Origin of the sequence: Clostridium oryzae (assembly GCF_002029235.1) — a bacterium.
In the GTDB taxonomy this organism is placed as follows: domain Bacteria; phylum Bacillota; class Clostridia; order Clostridiales; family Clostridiaceae; genus Clostridium_AE; species Clostridium_AE oryzae.
In genome coordinates, this window is the sequence record NZ_MZGV01000024.1 from 22,675 (window position 1) to 48,749 (window position 26,075).

Here is a 26,075-nt window from a genome sequence, read left to right on the forward strand (position 1 = left end):
AACTCAGCGCAGCTGAATTCCTTCCTAAACTCTACTCTTTTCTCTTCTTTATGATAACTCAAACGCTCCCGTATACAGCTGATAATACTTTCCTCTTTGATTTATTAATTCATCATGATTTCCTCTTTCAATAATTCTGCCCTGTTCAAGCACCATAATCACATCAGAATTTTTAACTGTAGAAAGCCTATGAGCTATTACAAACACTGTTCTTCCCTTCATCAGTTTATCCATTCCTTCCTGAACAATAGCCTCCGTTCTTGTATCTATGCTTGAAGTAGCTTCATCCAGTATAAGTACGGGAGGATCTGCAATTGCGGCTCTGGCAATTGTAAGCAGCTGTCTCTGTCCCTGTGAAAGGTTCCCGCCATCCCCTGTAAGCATTGTATCATATCCCTTCGGAAGATGCTTAATAAACTGATGTGCATTAGCGAGCTTTGCAGCAGCTATTACTTCCTCTTCAGTTGCATCAAGCTTGCCATATCGAATATTGTCAGCAACAGTTCCTGTAAACAAATGTGCATCTTGAAGTACTATGCCTAAAGACTTTCTCAAATCCTCTTTCTTTATCTTGTTTATATTTATGCTATCATATCTGATTTTTCCATCCTGTATATCGTAGAAACGGTTAATCAGATTGGTTATAGTAGTTTTTCCTGCTCCAGTTGCTCCAACAAAAGCAACCTTCTGTCCAGGCTTAGCATAAAGCTTAATATTATGAAGGATAACTTTTTCCTCGTTGTAACCAAAATCAACATCATCAAATACTACTTCACCAAGCAATTTTGTATAAGTTACAGTACCATCGCCATGTGGATGCTTCCAGGCCCATATTCCAGTACGCTCCTTAGCTTCTTCTAACTCACCTTTTTCATTTTCCCGAGCATTTATAAGAGTAACATAACCCTCGTCCATTTCTTTTTGTTCATCAATAAGCTTAAAGATACGTTCAGCTCCGGCTAATGCCATAATAACAAAATTAAACTGCTGTGCCATCTGATTTACAGTCTGGCTGAAATTTCTTGTAAGCTGTAAAAATGCAGCAAGGCCTCCAAGAGTAAAACCTGCAAAATCGGCAATTGCTAATAAAGAACCCATTATAGCAACAGCTACATAGTTTATATATCCAATGTTACCCATTATAGGCATAAGGATATTAGCATATTTATTTGCATTATTAGCGCTATCGTAAAGCTGATCATTTAACTTGTCAAAATTGATTTTTGCTTCTTCCTCATGGCAGAACACTTTTACGACCTTCTGTCCTTCCATCATCTCTTCTATATAACCATTTAATGCTCCAATATCTTTCTGCTGCAAGCCGAAATATTTTCCGCTTTTTGCACCAATACTCTTAGTTACCTTGACCATCAGTAATATAATTAGCACTTCAATAAGTGCTAAAGGCACACTCAAGTAGATCATAGATATAAATACACTGACTACAGTTATAAACGCAGTTAACAATTGAGGAATACCTTGACTTATCATCTGTCTTAATGAATCTGTATCATTGGTATATAAGCTCATTATATCCCCATGTGCATGTGTATCGAAAAAGCCTATAGGTAAAGTTTCCATGTGTCCAAACATATCATCTCTTATCCTCTTAAGTGAGCCCTGAGACACATTAATCATTAACCTGCTGTATACATATGAGGATATAACTCCCACATAGTATATAACTGCCATTGTAATTATCATTTTAAGCAGTGGAGCAAAGTCTTTAGTCGAGCTTTTTAGAAGAGGTGTTATATAGTCATCAATAAGATTTCTAAGTAATAGTGTTCCAACAACATTTGCAAGCGAACTTATAAGAATCATTACTACTACACCCGCAAACAAAAGCTTATACTCTTTAAATACATAAGACAGCAGTCTCTTTAATGTCTTTAAGGAATTTTTATCGGCTTTTGCGTATCCGACCCTTCGTCTACCAACTTGTCTTGGCGCACCAGCTTTATTTTGACTCATCGCTGTCAGCTCCTTTCACTTGAGATTCATATACTTCACGGTATATATCATTTGTCTTAAGCAACTCTTCATGATTTCCATACCCATCTATTCTTCCATCATTTAAGACAATAATCTTATCTGCATCCTGAACGGAAGAAATACGCTGGGCAATAATAATCTTTGTAGTATCAGGAATTGATTCCCTGAAAGCCTTTCTGATAAGTGCATCAGTCTTAGTATCAACGGCACTTGTAGAATCATCCAGAATAAGTATCTTAGGCTTCTTAAGCAGTGCTCTTGCAATACATAACCTTTGCTTCTGACCCCCAGATACATTTGTTCCGCCTTGTTCTATATAGGTATCATATTTATCAGGAAGGTTTAAAATAAACTCTTCTGCCTGAGCTTGTCTACATGCTGTTATTAACTCTTCATCAGTTGCTTCTTTATTACCCCATCTTAGATTTTCCTTTATTGTACCTGAGAATAACACATTTTTCTGTAACACCATTGAAACCTCATTTCTTAAAGTTTCAATATCATACTCTCTTACATCTCTTCCTCCAACCTCTATGCTCCCTTCTGTAGCATCATATAGCCTTGGAATAAGCTGAACCAAAGAGGATTTTGCACTTCCAGTTCCTCCGATGATACCAATTGTTTCTCCAGATTTTATCTTAAGATTTATCTTCTCAAGGTTTAGATTATTCTTATCCTTGCTATAACTAAAATCCACATCATTAAAGCTTATACTTCCATCCTTAACTTCAACTACAGGCTTCTGCGGATTAGCTAAGTCGCTTTTTTCATCAAGAACTTCAACTATTCTTTCAGCTGAAGATCTTGACATAATCAGCATAACAAATATCATGGATAACATCATAAGACTCATCATTATGTTAGTAGTGTAGGTAAATAGACTCATAAGTTCACCAGTAGTCATAGTTTTAGCAACTATCATCTTCGCTCCCAGCCAGGATAACAGCAAAATACAGGTGTAAACAGTAAATTGCATGATAGGACCATTAAGAATTATTATTTTCTCAGCCTTTATAAAATTATCATATAGATTTTTTGAAGCCTTAAAAAATTTATTCGTTTCAAAATCTTCTCTTACATAAGCCTTTACTGTTCTTATATTTGTAAGATTCTCCTGTACGCTGGCATTCAAGTCATCATATTTCTTGAATACAGCCATAAAGTATGGATGAGCTTTTGTCATAATGATATACAATAAAATTCCAAGAAAAAAAATAGCCGCTAAAAATATTAGTGCTAGTCTTGCATTGATATAAAAACTCATTGCCATTGCACAGATAAGCATAAGCGGTGCTCTAACCAAAATTCTAATTATCATCTGGAAAGAGTTTTGAACATTTGTAACATCTGTAGTCAGTCTTGTGATAAGACCTGCCGTAGAATACTTATCAATATTCGAAAAGGAATAAGTCTGTATATTATAATACATACCTTTTCTTAAGTTTCTTGCAAAACCGGCAGATGCACTTGCTGCATATTTACCGCCTAGGACTCCGAAGGTAAGTGATAAAAATGCTACAATTAACATTACTATTCCAGTTATACAGACATATTTCACATCACCTTTACCAAGCCCCCTGTCTATAATCCAAGACATAAGCAATGGAATTATTGTTTCCATTGCTACTTCTAAAGCAGCAAATATAGGGGTTAATACTGAATCTTTCTTAAATTCCGCTACATAACTTGCTAATTTTTTTATCATAATTTGCCTCCTTTTGTTAGGTTTCTAACTAATAGTCTAAAAAAAATTGCATTCAGTCAGCAATTTTTTTTGATAATCTATTTAAAATATTTATAAACATGTTGAGTTCATCGTCGCTTAGCTCATCTCTTAAGGATTTCTCAAAACCAAGTATAAAATCAAATACGTTTTTTTGAATTTCTAAACCCTTTTCCGTAAGTACTATCTTCTTAAGTCTTGCATCATCAGACACACTTACTCTTTGTATATATCCGTTTTTCTCCATTAATTGCAGAACACTTGTCACAGAAGAACGCCTTATATCAAGTTCTTCTTCTATATCTTTCTGGAATATGTCTTTCTTACGGGACGCATGATATATAAAGCCTATGATTCTGCTTTGCACACCTGTTAGGCCATACTTAGCAGCTTCTTTGCTTATTGCTCTGTGAATTCTATGCGAAAAAATATTTATTTCTTTTCCAATATGCACTTCGCCATCCATTTATGTACCTCTTTAATTTGTTAGATTTCTAACTAATTATAATTCTGATCATGCTATTTGTCAATAATATAAAAAATGGTTACACCCTATGTCGGCCGGTTACGTTCATTAAGCAATTACACCACATCTTTTAGGCAAATTTCCTAATGGCTCATAACTCGGATACGCCTCAAACACTACCCAAATCTTAACGAAAATTTGCATAAAATTTGCTGACAATTGCTAAATTCACTCTATATCTCCGTTGGTTAAAGGCCTAAATGGCCTTTAACGGGTTATCTGCGAATGATAATGAGCGTGCTTAGATAACCCCGACTGTAAACATTTCCTATGCCCTGACTCTTAATATTCACAGAATACTCTTATTATACTGCTTCTATTACCTTTCTATCTTAATTCACTAACTTCAGAATATTTTACTGTTTCTTTTTAATCTCTTCGTAAACACGCTGTACCGTTTTTTTATTTAATGCCCATCTTTCTTACTCTTTAGGGGTACAGCCTGATTCTAATGAAAAGTTATCCACAACTGACTAAACACATAAATTTTCAAAAAAGGCGGGAAGTACCTTCCGCCAGCTGTAAAATGTCTTGAAACAAATCGTAATTTTCTATATAATCAGTTCAACAATTTCTATTAGCCTAAAAATAAGTAAGATTCAATAACCAAAAGAACAATACACGAAATAAAGAAAACTCTTAATTTCATCTCTTTTATAATAAGCATTTAGAACTTCCCTTTCCATAAATAGTTACCATACTAAATCATATACCATATATTTACTATACTACTACTTAATTAGACTTAAGAAAAGTTTTATTTTTAGCAGAATACCGCTGGAATCTCCTTGGGCGGCTGATCAAATATGCCTTTGCTTCCCTTACATACCTTATATATTCCTTTATTACATTCTGAAATAATTTCTGTCATTTCGCTGTATTCCTGCATGCAAATATCCAAAAAACCAATCTGATAGTTTTCTCCATCAAACCTCCCAATACAGCTTTGATCATTGAGCATAAAATAATGTGCCCCAAGAAAGTACGGGGACTTTATACCTTGCTCCATGTAATACCTATAGGCTATCCCTCTCTCCTTCTGATTTATAACTCCTTTGATTCCGGTAGCTGTAAGGCCTTTATCAAGCGATCCAAAGTGAAACTCACCAATCATCACCGGCATTTTAAGTGTATTTGTAACCTCTGAAATATCTTTAATAGGACTGGTTTTATAGCAATTAATCGAAAATACATCAAAATTTTCGTATCCGCTTAACATTACAGGGTCTGTAATATAAGCATACCGCATTCCTAAGTTCAAATGATTAGGATCAACCTTCTTACAGGCTTTCGCTGGTATCTCTACATAGCGGGTGATCATCTTCCTAGAAAAAGAAATCAGATCATTTTTAGCTTCTTCAGACAACTGACAAGCATACCTTATAGGCTTGTATAAGTCCTCAAAAGAATTTAACTTAACCCTCCAATTATCGTTAAATACATTTATATTTCTATATTTATTTTCCATTTCCTTAATAAATACTTCTCTTGATGCACTCCTTATTGGTGACGCTATCATCTCCTCTGCAATATTGAGATTATAAACAAATCCCCAATTAGGCTCATTTCTCATAAAATATCCTATTAAATAGGAATCATCTTTAATACCTTTTAACGCATCAGCAAACAGCTCAGCACTTTTGACATATTCTTCTGAATATACATCAGGAAAATCACGGAATATCTTTACCTCAGTGTCAGGAAAAGAATTTTTACTGTAAGCATCCAGTGGTAAAACATATGGCATCTTTGCCTTCATTGCAAAATCTAAAGAAGACCAATTTCCTATAGTATTAACATGCCATTTATATAAATACATTTTTAAAATTTTTGCCCAGCAATCCCACCAGTTATCACTTCCAAAAGCATCTATTAAATTAACAATCCCATAATTAATCATTGCTGCATTTTTTTCACTGCCCCTGCTGTATATAGAAGCTTCATACTTTCCATCACTATCCGGCACCCATTTGCAGAAGTTTTGCATTACCTTAACATTGGCCTCACTGCCTGGATTCACACAATCAATTCCAATTGAAAAGAAAGCATTTCCTTCAGGGTCAACCAGCCACCATCGTTTTTGCTTTTCATCGTATTCTGTATGAAACCAGCCAGTTTTAGTCATGTTTTTTTCCTTCCAGCCGCCATACTTATCCCATTCTGTATTTTGATAACTATAGTCAAAATCCTCTGCCTCGCTGAGCAGCTTTTTCAGGAGTTTATTACACTGAGCCTTATCCTTTACCTTTTTATCCCACTGCTTTGGTACCCATTGTCCCATTTCATCCATCAAAGGCTTGTTTTCAAGATTACATTCCGGCATACTGTCAGATAAATAGCACTTATGTATTACTATATGCTGTTCTTTATGACAAGGAGCCGTAGTAAGTTTTACTTGAAAAATATCCTCTGGTAAAAGCGGCTTGCCATCTATCTTCATCTTTAATCTTCCAGATGTTCTAGGTGGAAATAATATCTGACTATCCAGCAGCTGCATAGAAATCGGAACTGTTACTTTTGTATGAGGTAATATACTGAAAACAATCCTCATATCGTATTCCTTTGAATGCTCCTTATACAAGTCAATTTGAAAAACTAACGAGGGTTCTTCCAGGCATTCGATTTCAAAATTCAAGTAATTTGCCTTACTAAGCTCTGTTCCGCAGATAAGTTTACCACCATCACCTGCCATTACAAGTTCCAATCCTTCTTCAGGGCAGCTTACATACAAACCATCTTCAGAATTTGAATTAATTTTTCCATGAATACATTTAAATTTCCTAACGTTTACACTTTGAGTATGCATTAACTTCACTTCCTTTGAAAATTAAGGGCACATTACCCTTGGTATTAAAAATTCTATCAATCTAGAATTAAAATATGTACAAGAACAATGTGCCCTTAATTATTATAATATAAATTATATTAATAATTATTTACTTTTTACCGATTTATACCAATCATTAACTTCCTTAGTAATTTGATCTCCGCCTTTTTGTTTCCATTCCTTCACAAAGACATCAAAGGCGGAAATGTCTTTTTTGCCATATACTATCTTATTAAAGGTTTCTACTTCCAACGTCTTTAGCTGTTCCCAATTCTTTTGCATTGTCTTTGTAGGGGCGCCAGTAAACTCGTCCATTGAATTATACTTTCTATCTTCGTAAGCTAAAGCTCCTGCTTTTAATACAATAGCATCAGAAGCAGCAACTCTTGCCTGTCTTCCTCTTGCTGGTGTTGCTCCTTTATATATTTCATAATAATCCTTACCAGCATCAGTAATATCAGGAGAATTTTTTAACACTGACATTTTTCCAACGCCTTGAACTTCTTTAAGTGGTGGATCGAACTTAGTTGGATCATACGTAACTTTTCCGTTTACAACATCATAATCATAATCCTTAAAGAACCCATCTTTAAAATCTCCTGTAGAGAATGCATAGTCGTACAAAGCGTTATAATAATCAAAGAAAGCTTCCATATTGTTAAATTTAGAGTTAAACATCAAGACTCCATCATATAGTTGAACTGATTGCCCAGATTGGCCGTTTAATCCTTTAGGGAATTTATAAACAGCAACTTTAGCCTTAGGATTATTGGTTTCAACATCTTTAACTGAATCATATACCCAGTTTCTGCCGAATAAAATTCCTGCTTTTCCTTGAATAAATGGAGTTATAGCATCCCATGCTCCCTGAACTGCTAACTCTCTATTTAAATAGCCAGCCTTATACCATTTTTGCAATTTGGCTAAAGCCTGCTTGTTCCCAGCAACCGTTGAGCCATATACAAGATTTCCGGATGTATCTTTATTCCACTGTCCAGGTATATTCTTACCAGAGAATGCTCCAAAAATAAATACAGGATCGCTTATCCAGCCAGTGCTATATCCATCCTTTCCAGATAGAGCCCATCCATAGGTATCTTTCTTTCCATTACCATCTGGATCCTTATTAGTAAATGCATCCAAAACTTTTTCAAATTCATCTACAGTAGTTGGAGCTTTCAAGCCCAACTTATCTAACCAGTCCTGTCTTATAAGCATCGTTTGTCCAATTCCTTCTGACGGTGTAATTGCTAGTCCATAAACTTTACCATCTTTAGTTACAGGATTAAAGGAATCAGGATATTTATCATAAATTTCTTTTAACCTTTGAGGCATGTACTTTTTTATATCTCCATCAATTGCCTTAACTCTTCCAGACTCAATCAGGTCACTCATAAGCTGCTTGTCATATACCGGGAAAACATCTGGAAGATCATCACTTCCAGTTAATGCAAGACGCAGCTTAGTATTATAGTTGCCTGCATCTCCTCCTAATAAAGTGGTTTTAATTTTAATTCCTAATTTCTTCTCTCCCCACTTGGTTAATACATTATTATTAAGAGTTTCACCTTTTTTATACTTACCAGCCATCTCCTCTAATTGTTTAGCAATCTTAATTGTAATTTCAGGACTATACTTTCCTGATGAATCCTTCTTTGATGTACTGCCAGCTTGTTTAGAAGTACCTCCTGCACTGCAGCCTGATAGTACCATCATTAAACTCAATGAAACAATAAGCAGTTTTTTAACTCTTTTCATTCTATCTCCCCCTAATTTATTAATTTAATTTCTTAAAAAGAAATTAGATTCAACTTTATTCTTTTACTGCTCCCATTACTATTCCCTTAACAAAATACTTTTGCAGGAACGGGTAAACAACAAGTATTGGTAGTGCACCAATAAAAATTTCAGCAGCTTTTATCGTCCTTTCAGACATAGCTTTTGCAGTTTCAGAATTCATAGCTAGATCCTGTAAATTGCTTTGAACTACTACAGTTTGCAAAAACGACGCTAAAGGATATTTTGATGTATCAGACATGTACAAAATCCCATCAAACCAGGAATTCCAATGTCCTACCATTATAAATAAACCAATAGTAGCTAATCCAGGTAAGGATAAAGGTAAATATATTTTTGCAAAAACTGTAAAAAAGCTGGCACCATCTATTAATGCGGCTTCTTCAAGCGAAATTGGAATCGTTTTAAAGAAGTTCATTATTAATATTAAATTGTACACTCCAAAGGCCCCAGGCAAAATCAATGCTCCTAGCTGATTTTTCAGCTTCAATGCTGTAATTAAAATGTAGCTAGGTATTAATCCGCCGCTAAAAAGCATTGTGAACACGAAAAACCACATATAAGCATTACGGCCTTTAAAATTCTTTGATAGTGCGTACCCTGCTGTTGTAATCAAAGCCATACTGAGCAAAGTTCCTAATACAGTACGAACTACTGAAATCCAAACTGAATGAAGAAAATTAACATTCTCAAAAGTTTTTACATATGCTGTTACATTAAAATCCACCGGCCAAAAATATACTAAATTTGCTGTAGCAGCAGCTTTTCCACTAAATGAAATTGCTAAAAGATTAAGCAGCGGCAGCAGACATGATAAAGAAACAATAGCTAATATTATATAATTAAAGACACTGAATATTCTATAACCTTTTGATTTATAATACATGTGTTTTCACCCCCATTAAGATTAGAAAATTTTATAGTCTCCATATTTATAGGCCAATCTATATGATATAACAATGAGAATTAAGCTAACCGCTGATTTAAATAGACCGACCGCTGTACCAAAACTATATTGTCCACTTAATAGTGACGCACGATACACATAAGTATCAATTATGTCTCCTGTACTATAAACTAACGGATTATACAAATTAAATATCTGATCGAAACCTGCATTTAAAACATTTCCTAATTGTAATGTTGCTATTACTATTATCATTGGCAGCATACATGGAATAGTGACATATATGGTTTGTTTAAATCTATTGGCTCCATCCATTTCTGCTGCTTCATAATAGCTTGGATCAATTCCAGCAATAGTTGCTAAATATACAATCATACCAAAACCAAAACTCTTCCAAATGTCACTAATTACGACTACTGGTCTAAACAAGCTTGGTTCACCTAGAAAGAATACAGAATGCATACCAAGCGAATTCAACATTTTGTTTACAATTCCGTCTAAGGACAGGATATCTATCATCATCCCTGCAACAGTTACCCAGGATAAAAAATGCGGCAGATAAACCAATGTCTGCATAGTTCTCTTTATTCCAATTTTTCTAACTTCGTTAAGCAGCAAAGCCATAATTATTGGCACTATCAATCCAAAAATAATCTTTAATGTGGCAATGATCAGTGTATTTATAATCGCCTGCCTGGACTCCTGAAATTGAAATATTGCATAAAAATGCTCTAAGCCAACCCATTTCGATTTAAAAATACCAAGCCAAGGTTTATAATCCTGAAATGCAATAACAATACCTCCCATTGGGATATAAGCAAAAATAATCGTAAAAATAATTCCTGGCAAAAGGAGTACATGAAGCCTCCAATTTTTCAATAAATCTTTCTTCCAACTATCTCCTGCTTTCTTTTTCTTAGTCAATGAACCTTTAATAACAACCTGGCTCATCTTACTCCCCCTTTCTTGTATCTATCTATATATTACAGAAAACATTTACATTGGTACATGCCTCGTATTAAACATTTATATCCCCAATTTAAACTTTTTTAATATGCTTGTCTCAAAACACTGCTGCAGCTTTAGTTAACCTCGTGCATTTTAGACAAAAAACTTTTTCGAATACGGATTTTCCACAAATTCATACTCAAAAAAGTTTTTGAATTACTAAAACTATGAAGTTTAATTTTAAAACAGTAAAAATAAATTTTCTATTACGCTGCTTGCATAATAGCGCGGAGTTTCATAAACTATATATTTATTTCCTTTGAATTTCTATACTGCTGCGGAGTTTCTCCAGAATAATGTTTAAACAATGTAATAAAATACTGCACTTTCTGATATCCTACCTGTTCTGCTATATCTTTTATTCTCAAATTTGTATCTAAGAGTAGAGAAGCCGCCTTTTTCATCTTTTCCTCCTGAATAAAATGAGAAATTGAATGTCCAGTTTCGTTTTTGTATAGGCGAGATAAGTAACTTGGATGAAGGAATACTTTTTCCCCTAATTTAGTTAGCGACAAATCCTCATCAAGATGCTTTCTAATATATTGATTTAACTGGCATATAACATGAGAACTATTTTCTACACTATTTTCAGAAACGTTTTCATTTCCATCCTCGCTATCACTTATTAGCAAATTCAACGATTCTTCCATATCTTCTTTCAGTATCGGTTTTAATAAATAATCCGTTGCTCCTAATCTGATTGCTTCTTGCACATAGCAAAAGTCTGAATATCCCGTCAGCAATATAACCTTTGTGGACAGCTTTTTTTCATGAATATCCTTAAGCAGATCCAAGCCAGATATTTCAGGCATTCGAATATCTGTAATCAATAGATAATAATCATTACTCTGCAGCAATTTTAATGCTTGCTTGGAATCCGTCGACGTATCCACCTGTGAATAACCAAACTGTTCCCAATCTACAATTTCCCTTAAATATTCTAAAATAAACGGTTCATCATCTACAAACAATGCTTTATTCAATTGTTAGTCTCTCCCTTCTAAATGAAAATGAAACTTTCAACCCTCCAAGTTCGCTTGTGGTAATAATCAACCCAGCTTCCTCACCAAATAGATTCTTCAGCCTTTGATGTATATTCCAAAGTCCTACTGATTTTACACCGTTTGCTGGATGGCTTTCATTTAATCTTATCCTTAGCTTTTTTTGCTCTTCACTTGACATACCTGCTCCATCATCCTCAATAGATATATAATACCAACCTTTTTCACGTATTTCTCCTTTTATCCTGATAAAAGATGCATTCTGCTTTACCTCTATTCCATGTACAACAGCATTTTCTACAATAGGTTGTATTAAAAGCGGAGAAATATTTACTTCCCGCATCTCATCTGGCATATCAATGCTAAATGATAGCTTCTTTTTTCTTATTGACATAATAGCTAAATAATGCTCAGCCAATTCTAATTCACTGGATACTGTTATTTCCGCATTATTTCTAGTTGTTGCATAGCGGTAATACTTTGCTAAGTGATTAGCCATCTGAATAACAGCTTCACTGGATTTATTAGCCATACTTATTATATAAAACAAACTATTATAAAGAAAATGAGGATTTATCTGTGATTGCAGCTGCATGTATTCTGCATCTCTTCGTAAAACGTTTTCTAACTTTAGCCTCTTAGTTAGCTGTCCAATCTGAAACACCATCTGATTAAAACGCTTGAACAAAAAACCAAACTCATCATTTTTACTTTGTTTTATCTGAACTGTATAATTTCCTTTAGCTACTTTATTGAAACTATCCACAAGTGTATATATTTGTCTCACATATTTTAGATAAAAAATAACTATCAAGGACATTCCAAATATCAATACTATTATCAGCGCTAATGAAAATAATCTATTAAGATTCATCATTGGCTCAAGGAAGGAGTTTGTCCTAGTATAAGAAATTAAATAAGCGTCTAGGAAGTTAATATACATATCCTGAAAGATATAATTCCGGTTATCTATATCTATTTTGTTGAAATGAACTTTATTACTTTCATCCTTTTGTAATATTCCCTTCTGCTTTATTTTTTCTATGACCTTCTTATTATTAGAATTGTTAGATAAAATTTGATTATTATTAAAATAGAATAGGGAAGTGCTGTTTTCAGCAACTATGACACCTTCTAAAAGTTCCTTAAGAAAACTATGATTAATAGTGACATCAACCAAAAAACCAGACTCCATATATTCGCTTTTATTAAAATATGGATATGTAATAATATAATGCAGTTCCTGATTATAATAAATCCATCGGTTTTTGGAATGTTTTGTTAATAAATGTTTGTCAAATACACTATTGTCCGTTGATATAGTTTCATTAGCTCCTGGCCAATAAACACACAAGGAGGCTACAAAATTACTGGTTGCTATTTGATTATTCAAGCTTTTTCTTATACTTTCTCTGCTTAACAATTGATTTAAATAATCCATTTGTTTCTTATTTGATTGGTAATTTAATATTTGATTGCTTGTTGTTAAATTCATACCTAATATCTCAAGTTCTCTTGTCGTTGTTCTCAGTCTATCTGTAGTGTATTTTATCTGATTCTCTGCGGTTTTAGAAAGAGAGTTCTTAATAATCTCTGAACTAATTTCTCGTATATATGAAAACATTATCAACGTTAGCAATAAAAAAAATGCTAAAAAAAGCACTACATTTCTTAATATACTTCTTTTCATATTATCACCTTTTAATAATTACTGCTTATCACTATTTATTATAATTCATGCTTTATAGTATTTCAATTCAAAGCTACTTTGAATGTTAATGGATTATTCATAGCAACTATTTGCCTGAAAGACACGGATAATTGCTAAACTCACTCCAAATGCCTCCAAAGGATTATCTTTCTTGCTTTATATAAAAGTATCTTAGCATTAGCCAAAAAAAATTGATTCATAGGAATTCAGCATAGCTGAATTCCTGCCTTCACTTTTCTCTTTACTCTTTTCTCTTTTCTCTTTTTTTACATCTTGATGAAAGTATTAAAGATAGAATAAAACCAATTGCAATTAGTATAGCAGCAACTGTTATAGAATGTCTAAATCCTGAAAATATAGCTTTCACTTGATTCTGTGAAGAAGCTTTATCACTTACTTGGCTTAAAAACCTATTTTGATATGCAGTCATAATACCTACATAAATAGCTGAACCTAAAGCACCGGCAAGCTGCATTGCAGTATTGACTATTGCAACACCATCAGCTTGATTCTTACCTGGAAGCTGACTGAGTGCTGCCGTTTGACTGGTTGACATTGCCATGGATACACCTACCATTATAAAGCAATATATAAGAGTAATTGCTATTACAGAAGTAGCTGGCGTAACGTGGGATAAAACAAAAGTAAACAGGCATATCACCAAAAAGCCGCTGGGTATTAATACTCTTCCCCCAGCTTTATCATAAATTTTACCTACAAATGGAGCTAAAATGGCAGCAATAACTATAGCCGGTAATAGGCTCAGCGCCGACACAAAAGAAGAAGTATTAAGCCCATCCTGCAGCAAAAGAGGTAAAATCATATTCGCTGAAAATTGAAACATCTGAATAAGTACAAATAATATAACTCCGATTGTAAATATAGGATGTTTAAATGCTCTTAGTTCCAGCATTGGTTCAGACAAACTAAACTGTCGTCTACTCCAAAGCATTAATGAAATCAATCCGATCACAAATATTATGACAGTGACAAGTGCTTTTGCGGTACCAACTGAGCTTATTGAATATGTGACTCCTGCAAAACCTATACTTGATAATAAAATCGATAGATAATCTATTTTAGGTTTAGTTATTTCCGAAGTATTCACCAAAAACATACATCCAAAGGCTATACATATAAGCAAAAACGGAACTAACAATATAAACAACGAATGCCAATTAAAAAATTGAAGCATTAATCCTGACACTGTCGGGCCAAGTGCAGGCCCTAATGAAATTACAGCAACACAAAGTCCCATCACTGATCCATGCTTCTCCTTCGGAGTAACAACTAAAGCTGAATTCATCATAATAGGTATCAGCATGCCCGTCCCTAATGCTTGAATAAGCCTTGAAACTAATAAGGCTACAAAGGACGATGAAAATATTGCACATATAGTACCTAATAAAAACAAAATCATCGCACTTAAATACAATTGTTTAGTGGTAAAGGTATGAATTAAAAATGCTGTAACTGGTACAAGAATTCCAACAACTAATACATATCCTGTTGTTAGCCATTGAACTGTATTTGCGTTAACCTTCATTTGCTCCATTAATTGAGGAAATGCAACATTCAGTATGGTTTCATTAAATAATGAAATGAAGCTTCCTAGTAATAAAGTAAACATGATTGCTTTTACATTAAATTGTGTTTTAGTCTCTTTTTTGTAAATTCTTTCTTCCATTATTAAATTTGTCTCCTTCTATTATTTAGACCAGTCTATATAACAAAAACATAAAAATCAGATGCTAAACTGTTGAATTAGGCATCTGTTCTACTAAATATATTTTAATTTATCTCATGCTACCTATGAATGTACGCCGTTAATAGGTTGGTAAGCTGTCTATTAACAGCTAAAAGGGCTGCAGGCTTCCTTTCGGTAACCGCTAAAGTTATAGCACCTTCTATGGAAATTTGAATGAACGCTCCTAAATCTTCAGCAGTAGCGTGTGGCATGCCGCTTTCAATCAATTTATCAGCATAAAGCTTTTGCAGACTGCTGAATGCTTCTTGGCAGGCATTTCTTAACGATTCATTTGACAAATATGTCTCTAACGCAATTAGACTTAGGGATATGTCCTGAAGCTTGTTATCTCTTTGCAAATCATCAGTTATATTATTAATTATAGCTTGTACAGCATCAATAGGATTAGAATGCTCTCTAAATACATTTTTCAATCTATTCTCGATAGTCTCACTAGCTAATTTTATAGCAGCTAAAGCTAGTTCTTCCTTTCCATTAGGAAAATAGTAATACAAAGACCCCTTTGGAGCTTTGCTTTCTTGCAGAATTTCATTTAACCCTGTACCATTGTAGCCTTTTACCTGAAAAAGTTTAGATGCTGCAACTAATATCTTTTCTCTGGAATCAGTTTTGCTGTTCATTTATATGGATTCCTTTCAAATTAAATTATAGTGACTGGTCTACATATTTTAACATTATAGCGGTAATTTTCCTTAGTGTCAAATCTTTATTATTCCCTATTTATAATTATTACTAAAGTAAATAGGTGTAATCACCGCAATATATATTATCTGCTAGCGATTACACCTCTCCTATTAACTTAATCTAAGTTTAAATGTTTTAATTTCATATGGCTTAATTTCAAAGGAAAAGCTGTTTCTATTGAATTTAAGGTTCTCAATTTCATTTTCTAAAAGGTCACATTCTTCTACTGAGACTATGTCTTTCATAACTGAACAATTTACTTTCACTCTTCTGTTGTAACATTCATAAACTCTTATAATTATATCATCTGAGCTTTCTGCTTTTTTAACTACTTCTATAATAACATTTTCTTTATCAAGCTTAACAAATGAATTTTCTGATTGAAGCACACCGTCATGAGGTTTTTCAATTACTGCATATAACGGACAATTTAAGTCATATGCCATCTGAACAACTTTGCCATCTTTAAAGCTTCCTGCATGAGGATACAAAGAATAAGTAAATTCATGCACTTCTCTATCTGCATTTTCGTTAGGTTCAACAGCTGATTTAAGCATAGTTAATCTCATAACAGAATCTTTTATGTCATGACCATATTTACAATCATTAAGCAAACTAACACCATATCCATCTTCAGAAATATCAGCCCATTTATGTGCACACACTTCAAAGCGGGCATAATCCCAGCTTGTATTCCAATGAGTAGGTCTTTCAACATTACCATATTGAATTTCATAAGTAGCTTTATTAGCTAATACATCCACAGGGAAAGCTGCTTTTACAAGTATCTGTTTCTCTTTCCAGTCAATCCAGTTTGAGAAATCTATACGCGGGATATTATTATAGACATAAATTGTTTGAATAAGCTTTGAATCAAGAAATTTTCTTGTAATTTGCAATCCTTGTCTTACCGGCCCATTTTCAACAACTTTTATATCAGTCACATCATCTATTTCCCACATTTTTTCTGAATAATATATATTGATATCCCAAGCATCATAATTGTGAGGCTTATCTTCAAAAGCTTGAATAACGTTAGCTCTCTGACCTTCTTTAAGAACCTGCCTGTTATTTACTTTATCAAATATGGATACTATATTTGCTTTATTATCTAATTCTATATCGAAATATTGATTAATAATCCTTGATTCACTAATCTCTCCAGTTGAAATATATTCATCACAACCATTAGCCTCACATATTTCAAATGCCTTATATCCCTTTGAAGGAACATTCTCTGCGAAAAATATTATCTCACCTTTAGCTGTGATTTGTACTGGAAGCTCTCTGCCGTTATCAAATATCTTAGCACCTTTCCAGTCATCAGGAAGTGCTACTATCACTATATCATCTCTATCATATCCCAATTGATTAAATACAACTACAGATGCTTTATCTAACTTCATTTTGGCTGCAAGAGTCGAGGTAGCTGATTGAATAATCTCTTTGCCAAGGCCTTGGATTCGCTCATAATCCTTTTTAGAATCCTCATAAACCTGTCTGATAGAAGACCCTGGGATTATGTCATGAAATTGATTTAACAAAGCTGTCTCCCAGCACTTTTTCAAAGTTTTGTCTGGATACAAATAATTATTGTCGAACACCTTATTTATGGTAGAAAACAACTCTGCATCTATATTCATAAACTCTGTTTTTCTGTTAAATTTTTTGTTGCGTGCATTAGAAGTATAGGTTCCTCTATGATATTCTAAGTAAAGTTCCCCAACCCATTTTGGCATATGTTTGTGGTTAGCAACTCTTTCTTCTAGGCGTGTAAAATAATCCAGAGCCGTTCCCAGCTTCACCTTAGGTGCTCCTGGAATGCCCTTTTCAAGTCTCTCTATATTTTCGAGCATTTCTCTAGTTGCTCCACCGCCGCCATCGCCATATCCGAAACAGTTTAGGACCTCGTTATTCATATCTTTATGCTGATACCTCTGCCAGCACCCCATTACTGAACTAGGATTCGTGTTGCCGTTATAAGTAGTTCCTGTTTTGACTTCGCCGCTTTTCTCATAATCGCGGGTTGTTATAAAATGTGTAAATACCTCAGTCCCATCAATACCTCTCCATAAGAAAGTGTCATAAGGCATCATATTATATTCATTCCAACTTATTTTAGTTGTCATAAAATATTTTACACCGCTCTTTTTTAGAATTTGAGGTAAAGCCGCACTATATCCAAAAACGTCAGGAAGCCAAAGGATTTTGCTGTCCACACCAAACTCTTCTTTGAAAAAACGTTTTCCGTAAACTATCTGTCTAACAAGTGATTCTCCCGATGTAAGATTACAGTCCGCTTCAAGCCACATTGCGCCTTCTGTTTCCCATCTTCCTTCTTTAACTCTAGCTTTTACCTGCTCATATACATCTGGATGGTCCTCCTTAAGAAACTGATAAAGCTGGGGTTGGCTTGACATGAATATATAATTAGGATACTGCTTCATCAAACTAAGTACAGTTGAAAAACTTCTTGCTGTTTTCTCTCGTGTCTGTGCTATTGTCCATAGCCACGCTACATCTATATGTGTGTGTCCAACGCAAGTTTCATAAATTCCTTCATCATGACAATATTCATTATAGAATTCTCTGTCCAGATATTCCGTTGCTTCGTGTATACTGCTATAATAGGTCTCTGACATTGATTGTCTTAAATCTATAAGATTAACAGCCTGCGTTAAGTAATTTAGTATATCAAATCTCCTTTTATCCTGATCCTGTAACAATTCCGCAACTTCAAGCGGTACCTTAATATGATAGTAAAGCTTCTCCACATCTTTATGATAAATAGAAATAGCTGGATTAAACTCTATCTTTTTTTCTCCCATACCTGAATAGCTGTAACTGGCTAATTCATATATCTCTCCTGCCGCAGCTTTTTCATTCAACATGATCTCTCTGTGATTTACGTCAAGGCCCTGAATCACTTTTCCATCATAATAGATTAAAAACTGAGGATTTACAGCATCCCAGCCTTGTTCTGCACCTGTGCTAATTTCAAACGTAACAGCTTTGCCATCAAATTCTTCCGGAATTTCTGCCTTCAGTTTAAACCAGCAATGCTTATCTTTTCCTCCCCACCTATCTCCTGCATTGTGTCTCTCCCATGTTGAACTATCTTCATTTAGTAGTTCATACTGTCCATAGTTACACTCTTTTCTTCTTACATCAAGGATTGGTAATTTATTTGTATATATTCCATCCTTCAATTCTCTAAGAATCCTTTTAATTCTTTCAATTTCAAAATACATAGTTTTCCTCCTTTTCTTTTGATAACAGGCACTAATAAAAATAGACATTGTACACTTAAATAATTAAAAAAATATAAAAAGCAGATTATAATAACAACCTGCTTTTATCCACTAACTTCTTTTATTATATATTTGCCAAGATTAAAATAAAATATAAAAAGAGGACTAGCTTTTAAGATTTTTAGACATTTCTAGTATTTAATCTAAAGTTTCCAGGAGTATCCCCTTCTCGATTTTTAAAGAATTGATTAAAGTAATATTCGCTGCTAAACCCTAATAAATTAGCAATTTCCTTCTGATTTAAATCCGTCACCTTGAGTAATTCTTTTGCTTTATTAAATTTAATGCTATTTATAAGTTCCTTAGTTGATGTACCTGTTTTGTTTTTAACTATTCTGCAAATCTGTTTATCACTTAAGTGCATATACTTGGAAATATCTATAGTTGAAATTGGACTTTCTACATTATCCTCTATGAATTTGCTAATCAGCCTATACCTTGCATCGTCCTTAGTAATCTTTTTAGGAACATCTAATAGGAGGAAAGGTTTATTCCAGCTAACTGCTCTTGCAGTCTTTGTAAGGATAATTATAACCAGACTTTTTATGTAATTATAGGCACCTGGTCTTTCATAAAATGCCTCTTTAAGCGCTTCACTAAATGTATCTATAATTCCATCGCAATCCTTATATACTCTGCACCGAGTTTCAAGAAATGCATATAATATATACTCTATCTCTGTCTTAGTATCTTGTTTCTGCGAATTCGGCTTTATATCACAATTTAAGCTGTATTCTATGTAGCCTTCTTCTCCTAATGCTATCTGTTCATGATAAACTCCTGGCACTGCAATATAAAACTCTCCTTCTTGAGCGATAAATTCGTCATCATCTAATATCACTCTGCATTTACCAGCTTGCACATAATGAAACTCAAAAGAAGAATGTGTATGCCTGCTGATATGCCACTCTTTCTTTTGAATCATCACCCTGAACCATAAAATATCTATATAATAATTATCAAATCCAAATTTCAAATCCAACCGTGACAGTTTTTCAGAAGCTTTAAAAATATCCATCCTGTACTATCCTTTCAGTTATTTTATGTATATATTATATTAACTCATACGCTAACTAAAATCACCAACAATATTTACAATCAAAAAAACTCTAGCATTTTTGCTAATCCATTATCAAAAGTACCGGCAATCAATGATAGACGGAACGTAATATACTAGAGTTCGCTAATGAGTATACTATAGCAGTGACACAATATTAATATAATCATATATTACTTAATATTATTAGATTGCATATAGGATACGCTGTATTATAATAATTAATATATTAATATTAGTTTCCGGAATCTAATAATTATTATATATAAAAGGAGGGAACTTGCTTGTCAATAATAGAAGTTAACGATCTTTCAAAAATGTTTATTTATCACACAAAAGAAGAAGGTTTCAAAAACTCGATTAAAAACCTTTTTCATCGTAAAAAGCTTGAAAAAAATGCAGTAAATCAAATTTCCTTTAAAATCAATGAAGGTGAAATAGTTGGGTTTCTTGGTGCAAATGGAGCTGGAAAAACAACCACACTAAAAATGCTTTCCGGTATAATGTATCCTACCTCTGGCTCTGCTAAAGTACTGAATTATATACCCTGGGAAAGAAAAGAGAAATTTAAGCGACAAATTTCAATAGTAATGGGACAAAAAAATCAGTTATGGTGGGACTTGCCTGCTAGCGAATCTCTATACTTAAATAAATGTATATATGAGCTTAAAGATGACTATTACCGAACTACACTGGATTACTTTACAAATTTGTTAGGCGTGAAGCAGCTGCTCAACGTACAGGTAAGACGTCTTTCACTCGGCGAACGTATGAAATTTGAGCTCATTGCCGCACTTATTCATAAGCCCAAAGTGTTATTTCTGGATGAACCAACCATTGGTCTTGATATATTGTCTCAAAAGAGCATAAGAGATTTTCTTAAGCTTTATAACAAAGAGTCAAATACAACAATTCTTCTTACAAGTCATTACATGAATGACATAGAAGACTTATGTAAGCGCACAATAGTTATAAGTAGCGGTAATCTAGTATATGATGGTAATTTAGCTAATATTGATGAAAAAATAGGTAATCGAAAATTGCTGAAAATACAATTCGAAAATAATGTATCTATAGACGATATAAATAAAATTGGTTATCTGAGAGAATTCAATAACAATCTTGCAACTATTGAAGTTAACAAAAGTGAAATAAAAGAAATATCTCAGTTGATTTTCAAAGCTTATAATATTATTGATTTCAATATTGAAAATATACCATTGGAAGAAAGTATATCACTGCTTTATAAAAAAGGTGGGAATAATTATGCGACGGTTCAATAAGTATTTAAAAACTCTTTCTCTTGGAATCCAGACTGCCATCGAGTATAGATTTAATTTTCTTTTAGGCATAGTTAGTATAGTATTTCCATTAACCATTCAATACTTTTTATGGACAGCAATATATTCAAGTTCTTCTGGCAACAACGTATATGGTTATACTTTCTCACAAATGATAACCTATTCCATACTAGCAATACTGGTTTCAAAATTAGTAAGCAGTGATTTTCAATGGGAGGTTCTTGATGACATAAAAAATGGCGGTTTTAATAAGTTTATTATAAGACCTATAAATTATTTGCTATATAGACTGTTTAACTTTGTTGGTCAGAAATTATTTAATTTTCTTATGATGTTTATGATAATATCTGTAATACTAACGTTTTTAACAATTAATTTAAATTTAGGTATCTCATTGACAACAGTGTTTCTATTTATATTATCCATTTTTTTAGCTTTTTTTATTAACTTCTTTATATATTATGCAGTTTCTGCAATGACTTTCTGGATAAGTGATGCCTCTGGGCTATTCGCAGTTATAAGCATTGTCGGTAACATTGTCAGCGGTGGAATTTTTCCGCTTGATATATTCAGCAGCACGGTAAAAAATATATTTAGTATGCTTCCATTTCAATACACCATCTTTTTCCCTGTAAACATCATAAATGGGAAATTTACATTGAATCAAATAGCTTTTGGACTTTTAATGCAATGCTTATGGATAATTATTTTGTTGATTTCCTCAAAGGCACTATGGTTCTTAGGAATGAAAAAATATACTGCTATAGGGGGTTAATAATGTGATAAAATTATTTTCAACTTTAAAAAAATATATAAAAATTTATTTTGTATTTATAAAAAACAGCCTTATGGCACAAATGGAATTTAGAACTAATTTTATAATATCAATATGTACTGAATGTGCTTTTCTCTTTGCAAAACTATTATATGTAATTGTAATATTTCATGCTGGTACAAAAATAAATGGATTTTCTCCATATGCAATGCTTATGTTTATAGGTTCCTATACAGTAATCACAGGAGTAATGGATGCCATTTATTTTCCAAATCTCTCTAAGATATCAGATTACGTTCGTAATGGTGATCTAGATATGATGATTATAAAGCCCATATCCACTCAATTTCTTGTTACAATGAGGTACATAGATTTCGGGCTGGCTGTTCCAAATCTCATTGCTGGTATAGCTATGGTTGTAATATCCTGGGTAAAGATAGCCGTTACCTTTAATATAATTAATATAATCGGATTTGTTGCCTTTACTATAATCGGAATAATTATTAGTTATCCTATATTACTATTTCCTTTTCTATTATCATTCTGGGTGGTTAAAATTCAAGCAATAAGCGATATTACTTGGGCTTTATGGGATTTCAATAATGCACCGATGACCATATATGGTAAATGGCTTCAGCGCATAGGCATATTTATAATTCCTATATTTGTTATAACAAATTTCGCGCCTATGTTTGTTATGAACATTTTAAGCAAAGGTCTTATATTCTGGGCAATAACAGCTCCAATTATTTTCTTTATACTTGTAAACAAATTCTGGAATTATGCCATAAAAAATTATTCCAGTGCTAGCAGCTAAACCAAAGTATGGTCGTCTTTGACGCACTCCATAATAAAATCCAGCCGATGGCTGGATTTTATATCTCTTTTCCTAATTTCTCATTCACAATTCATAATTATATTATTCTTTCCTATAGCGCTTAAATCCAGGATGTCTTCCTGTAACCTTATAGTCTTTTCTCATGCTGACTAGTCTATCTATGTTCTCTCTTGAAATTTCTTTTTCTCCACCAAGTAAATGTGCTGTTAAACTTATCTTTGCATACAGCTCCAATGTTTCCATTCTGTAATACGCAGTAATTAAATCAGCTCCTACAGTAAGTGCACCATGATTTGCCAAAAGCAGTGCATCATGTTCCTGAAGATACGGTGCTATAGCATCAGGTACTTCATAAGTAGATGGAGTTCCATAGGGTGTTACAGGTACTGAACCAATAGCTATAACAGTTTCAATCATTGTATATCTGTCCATATCAACATGTGCTACTGCATAACCTGTGGCTGTAGGCGGATGTGCATGTACAACTGCTCCTACATCATCTCTCTCCTTATAACAGCGAAGGTGCATCTTAATCTCCGAAGATGGTCTATACCCTTCCAATCCGTCTAAAACTTTGCCATTTTCATCAATATGAATCAGTTTTTCTGGGGTAATAAAACTTTTACTGATTCCTGTTGGTGTTGCTAAAAATGTCCCATCTTCAAGCTTTACTGATACATTACCATCATTTGCTGCAACCCAGCCTAACTGCCACATTTTATGACAGACATCACATATCTGTTCCCTTATTTCCATATATTCCATATCTTAATTTCTCCTTATTAATTGTATTTATTCATCTACTACGACGCCTTTTTGAAGCATAATGTTTGCATATAGCGCTTTTTCACTGGTTGCGATAATTGCATAAGCCGTTTTTGCCTCATCGTAAAAAGCGAAACGTTCAATATTGCCAATAACAGCTTTGCCTCTCCCATCGTGTTTTGTCACAATTTCCTCATAGGTTTTCCAAATGGGAGTTTCTACTTTATCTCCCAGCATAACCTGCATTAAGTTAACCGGTTTCTCCACATAAGTATCCAATGGAAAAACCTTGAGTATAGCATCCAGCAATTCTGGTACTCCATGACCATCGCACCTGATTACAATGGTATTCCTGCCCATGCTCTCCGCTGGAAAATTTCCATCCGAAATAACTAACCTATCACTGTGACCCATTTCACATAATACCTTTAGTAACTGCGGCGATAAAATTTTAGGTATCCCTTTTAACACGCTACTACCTCCTTAAATCTGTCATATGCTTTATTCCAAAGTAATGTATCTTTAGGTTCATAATGTATAATATCTGATGACTTGGCAATAACTTTTCTTGCTTCCCTTATGCTGTTAATTACACCTGACGCTATCAGCTGCAGTATTATGTTTCCTAATACTGTAGCTTCTACAGGACCTGCAGTAACCTTTAGATTGCAGGCACTTGATGTCATTTGACAAAGTAATCTGCTTTGAGTACCTCCGCCTACCATATAAATATTTTTATATTCCTTTTTAGTACAATCTTTTATATTCTCTAATTCGTATTTAAACTTCAAAGCAAGACTTTCATTGATACATCTAACGATTTCTCCCTCAGTTTCAGGAGGTTTTTGTCCCGTACGTATGCAAAATTCACGAATTAGCTTAGGGGTATTTCCAGTCTGCATAAATTCCTCACTGTCAGGATCTATAAAACATTTAAAAGGTTCAGACGATGCTGCCATCTTCTCAAGTTCGCCAAATTCATACTGCTTTCCTTTCTTAATCCATTGTCTTCGGCTTTCCTGAATCAGCCAAAGGCCTGTTATATTCTTTAAAAATGATGATTTCCCTCCGTACCCGCCTTCATTTGTCATGTTATATTTACTGGATTTTTCATTTATCAGAGGTTTCTCCAATTCAGTTCCAAACAAAGACCATGTACCGCAGCTGATAAATATAAAATCTTCTTCAGTGGCAGGTACTACGGCAAGAGCGCTCTGCGTATCATGACCAGCCACTGCAATTACATCCTTCTTTCCTATTTCCAGCTCTTTACATAGTTCATCTGATACTTGTCCAATTTTTGTACCTGACGGAATGATATCTGGTAATAATCTTCTCGGGATACCAAGTGCATCAATAACTCTGTCAGACCAGATTCTTTTTCTAGCATTCAATAGCTGAGTAGTTGATGCAATTGAATACTCTGCTCTTTTTACACCAGTAAGCATATAGTTTAACAAGTCAGGGGTAAGCAGAATTTTATCTGCTTTTTCTAGTATATACGGTCTTTTTTCTATTAAAGAAAGTAATTGGAACGCTGTATTTATCTCCATAAATTGATTTCCAGTAATATTGTAGAATTCTTCCTTAGGAATCTTCTCAAAGCTTCTTTCCAGCATTCCTTTGGTTCTAAAATCCCTATAATGAACAGGATTCTCCACTAAATCTCCACGCTCATCAACAATTCCAAAATCTACGCCCCAGGTATCAATACCTATACTGTCAAAATCCCCGTAATTCTTAGCTTTTATCAAACCCTGCTTAATCTCATGAAAGAGCCTCAATATATCCCAATACATCGTTCCATTCACGATTACTGGATCATTAGAAAACCTGTGAACCTCCTCAAGCTTAATATTGGTACCATCATATATTCCTAACATGGCTCTTCCACTGGAAGCTCCAAAATCAAAGGCTAATACTCTCTTCTCTTTCAACATATTTCACCTGCTTTATATATTACTAACTAAATGCTCAGGACGGAGTAGTAAATAAAAAGTGTTTTAAATAGTTATAAAAATGTTTCAACAGTATTTTCAACTGATCCTTCTCTTTACTCTTTACTCTTTTCTCTTTAACTC

Annotated in this window: 19 protein-coding genes; 3 read left to right on the forward strand and 16 right to left on the reverse strand. The window is 33.7% G+C overall.

Features of this window, described 5'->3' with window-relative positions; translation table 11 throughout:
• Positions 1-48: 48 nt before the first annotated feature.
• The 13 genes from CLORY_RS11970 to CLORY_RS12030 form a co-directional block, all read right to left on the reverse strand.
• On the reverse strand, positions 49-1,974 hold the full coding sequence (locus CLORY_RS11970) for an ABC transporter ATP-binding protein (protein WP_079424688.1): 1,926 nt from the start codon (positions 1,972-1,974) through the stop codon (positions 49-51).
• Positions 1,961-3,700, reverse strand: a complete 1,740-nt coding sequence (locus CLORY_RS11975) for an ABC transporter ATP-binding protein (RefSeq protein ID WP_079424689.1) — start codon at positions 3,698-3,700, stop codon at positions 1,961-1,963. The genes CLORY_RS11970 and CLORY_RS11975 overlap by 14 nt, the downstream gene beginning before the upstream one ends.
• Before the next feature lie 52 nt (positions 3,701-3,752).
• Positions 3,753-4,184 carry a MarR family winged helix-turn-helix transcriptional regulator gene (locus tag CLORY_RS11980; protein WP_079424691.1) on the reverse strand — a complete coding sequence of 144 codons (432 nt, stop codon included), beginning with the start codon at positions 4,182-4,184 and terminating at the stop codon, positions 3,753-3,755.
• 823 nt (positions 4,185-5,007) lie between these two features.
• On the reverse strand, positions 5,008-7,050 hold the full coding sequence (locus CLORY_RS11985) for a hypothetical protein (RefSeq protein ID WP_079424693.1): 2,043 nt from the start codon (positions 7,048-7,050) through the stop codon (positions 5,008-5,010).
• A 126-nt stretch (positions 7,051-7,176) separates the two neighbouring features.
• On the reverse strand, positions 7,177-8,829 hold the full coding sequence (locus tag CLORY_RS11990; RefSeq protein WP_079424695.1) for a type 2 periplasmic-binding domain-containing protein: 1,653 nt from the start codon (positions 8,827-8,829) through the stop codon (positions 7,177-7,179).
• Between the two features lie 55 nt (positions 8,830-8,884).
• Positions 8,885-9,754 carry a carbohydrate ABC transporter permease gene (locus CLORY_RS11995; protein WP_079424697.1) on the reverse strand — a complete coding sequence of 290 codons (870 nt, stop codon included), beginning with the start codon at positions 9,752-9,754 and terminating at the stop codon, positions 8,885-8,887.
• Between the two features lie 21 nt (positions 9,755-9,775).
• Entirely contained in the window at positions 9,776-10,726 is a 951-nt protein-coding gene (locus CLORY_RS12000) for an ABC transporter permease (protein WP_079424699.1), read from the reverse strand.
• Positions 10,727-11,025: 299 nt separating this feature from the next.
• A complete protein-coding gene (locus CLORY_RS12005) occupies positions 11,026-11,766 on the reverse strand; it encodes a response regulator transcription factor (RefSeq protein ID WP_079424701.1) in 741 nt (246 codons plus the stop codon).
• Positions 11,759-13,474, reverse strand: a complete 1,716-nt coding sequence (locus CLORY_RS12010) for a sensor histidine kinase (RefSeq protein ID WP_079424703.1) — start codon at positions 13,472-13,474, stop codon at positions 11,759-11,761. Before CLORY_RS12010 ends, CLORY_RS12005 begins: the two co-directional genes overlap by 8 nt.
• 262 nt (positions 13,475-13,736) lie before the next feature.
• Positions 13,737-15,182 carry an MDR family MFS transporter gene (locus CLORY_RS12015; protein WP_079424705.1) on the reverse strand — a complete coding sequence of 482 codons (1,446 nt, stop codon included), beginning with the start codon at positions 15,180-15,182 and terminating at the stop codon, positions 13,737-13,739.
• A 119-nt stretch (positions 15,183-15,301) separates the two neighbouring features.
• Complete coding sequence (locus CLORY_RS12020) at positions 15,302-15,883, reverse strand: TetR/AcrR family transcriptional regulator (protein WP_079424707.1); 582 nt, start codon at positions 15,881-15,883, stop codon at positions 15,302-15,304.
• Between the two features lie 174 nt (positions 15,884-16,057).
• Positions 16,058-19,198 (reverse strand): alpha-mannosidase, encoded by a 3,141-nt coding sequence (locus CLORY_RS12025; protein ID WP_079424710.1) that lies wholly within the window; start codon positions 19,196-19,198, stop codon positions 16,058-16,060.
• 181 nt (positions 19,199-19,379) lie between these two features.
• The gene (locus CLORY_RS12030; RefSeq protein WP_079424713.1) at positions 19,380-20,276 is read right to left on the reverse strand and encodes a helix-turn-helix domain-containing protein; all 897 of its coding nucleotides are present in this window, start codon (positions 20,274-20,276) and stop codon (positions 19,380-19,382) included.
• Between the two features lie 323 nt (positions 20,277-20,599).
• Here CLORY_RS12030 and CLORY_RS12035 point away from each other — a divergent pair, with 323 nt between their 5' ends.
• Genes CLORY_RS12035 through CLORY_RS12045 form a run of 3 tightly spaced genes read left to right on the forward strand, consistent with a single transcriptional unit; the run spans position 20,600 to position 23,208 of the window.
• On the forward strand, positions 20,600-21,598 hold the full coding sequence (locus CLORY_RS12035) for an ABC transporter ATP-binding protein (protein WP_139376026.1): 999 nt from the start codon (positions 20,600-20,602) through the stop codon (positions 21,596-21,598).
• Positions 21,582-22,391: an ABC transporter permease gene (locus CLORY_RS12040; protein ID WP_079424715.1), complete on the forward strand. Its 810-nt coding sequence runs from the start codon at positions 21,582-21,584 to the stop codon at positions 22,389-22,391. The genes CLORY_RS12035 and CLORY_RS12040 overlap by 17 nt, the downstream gene beginning before the upstream one ends.
• 4 nt (positions 22,392-22,395) lie before the next feature.
• Positions 22,396-23,208, forward strand: coding sequence for an ABC transporter permease (locus CLORY_RS12045; protein ID WP_079424717.1), 813 nt, complete (start codon positions 22,396-22,398; stop codon positions 23,206-23,208).
• A gap of 102 nt (positions 23,209-23,310) precedes the next feature.
• Here CLORY_RS12045 and CLORY_RS12050 read toward each other — a convergent pair whose 3' ends face one another.
• Genes CLORY_RS12050 through CLORY_RS12060 form a run of 3 tightly spaced genes read right to left on the reverse strand, consistent with a single transcriptional unit; the run spans position 23,311 to position 25,934 of the window.
• Positions 23,311-23,994 (reverse strand): class II aldolase/adducin family protein, encoded by a 684-nt coding sequence (locus tag CLORY_RS12050; RefSeq protein ID WP_079424720.1) that lies wholly within the window; start codon positions 23,992-23,994, stop codon positions 23,311-23,313.
• Between the two features lie 27 nt (positions 23,995-24,021).
• A complete protein-coding gene (locus CLORY_RS12055) occupies positions 24,022-24,465 on the reverse strand; it encodes an RbsD/FucU family protein (protein ID WP_079424722.1) in 444 nt (147 codons plus the stop codon).
• Positions 24,459-25,934, reverse strand: coding sequence for a rhamnulokinase (locus CLORY_RS12060; RefSeq protein WP_079424724.1), 1,476 nt, complete (start codon positions 25,932-25,934; stop codon positions 24,459-24,461). Before CLORY_RS12060 ends, CLORY_RS12055 begins: the two co-directional genes overlap by 7 nt.
• Positions 25,935-26,075: the final 141 nt, after the last annotated feature.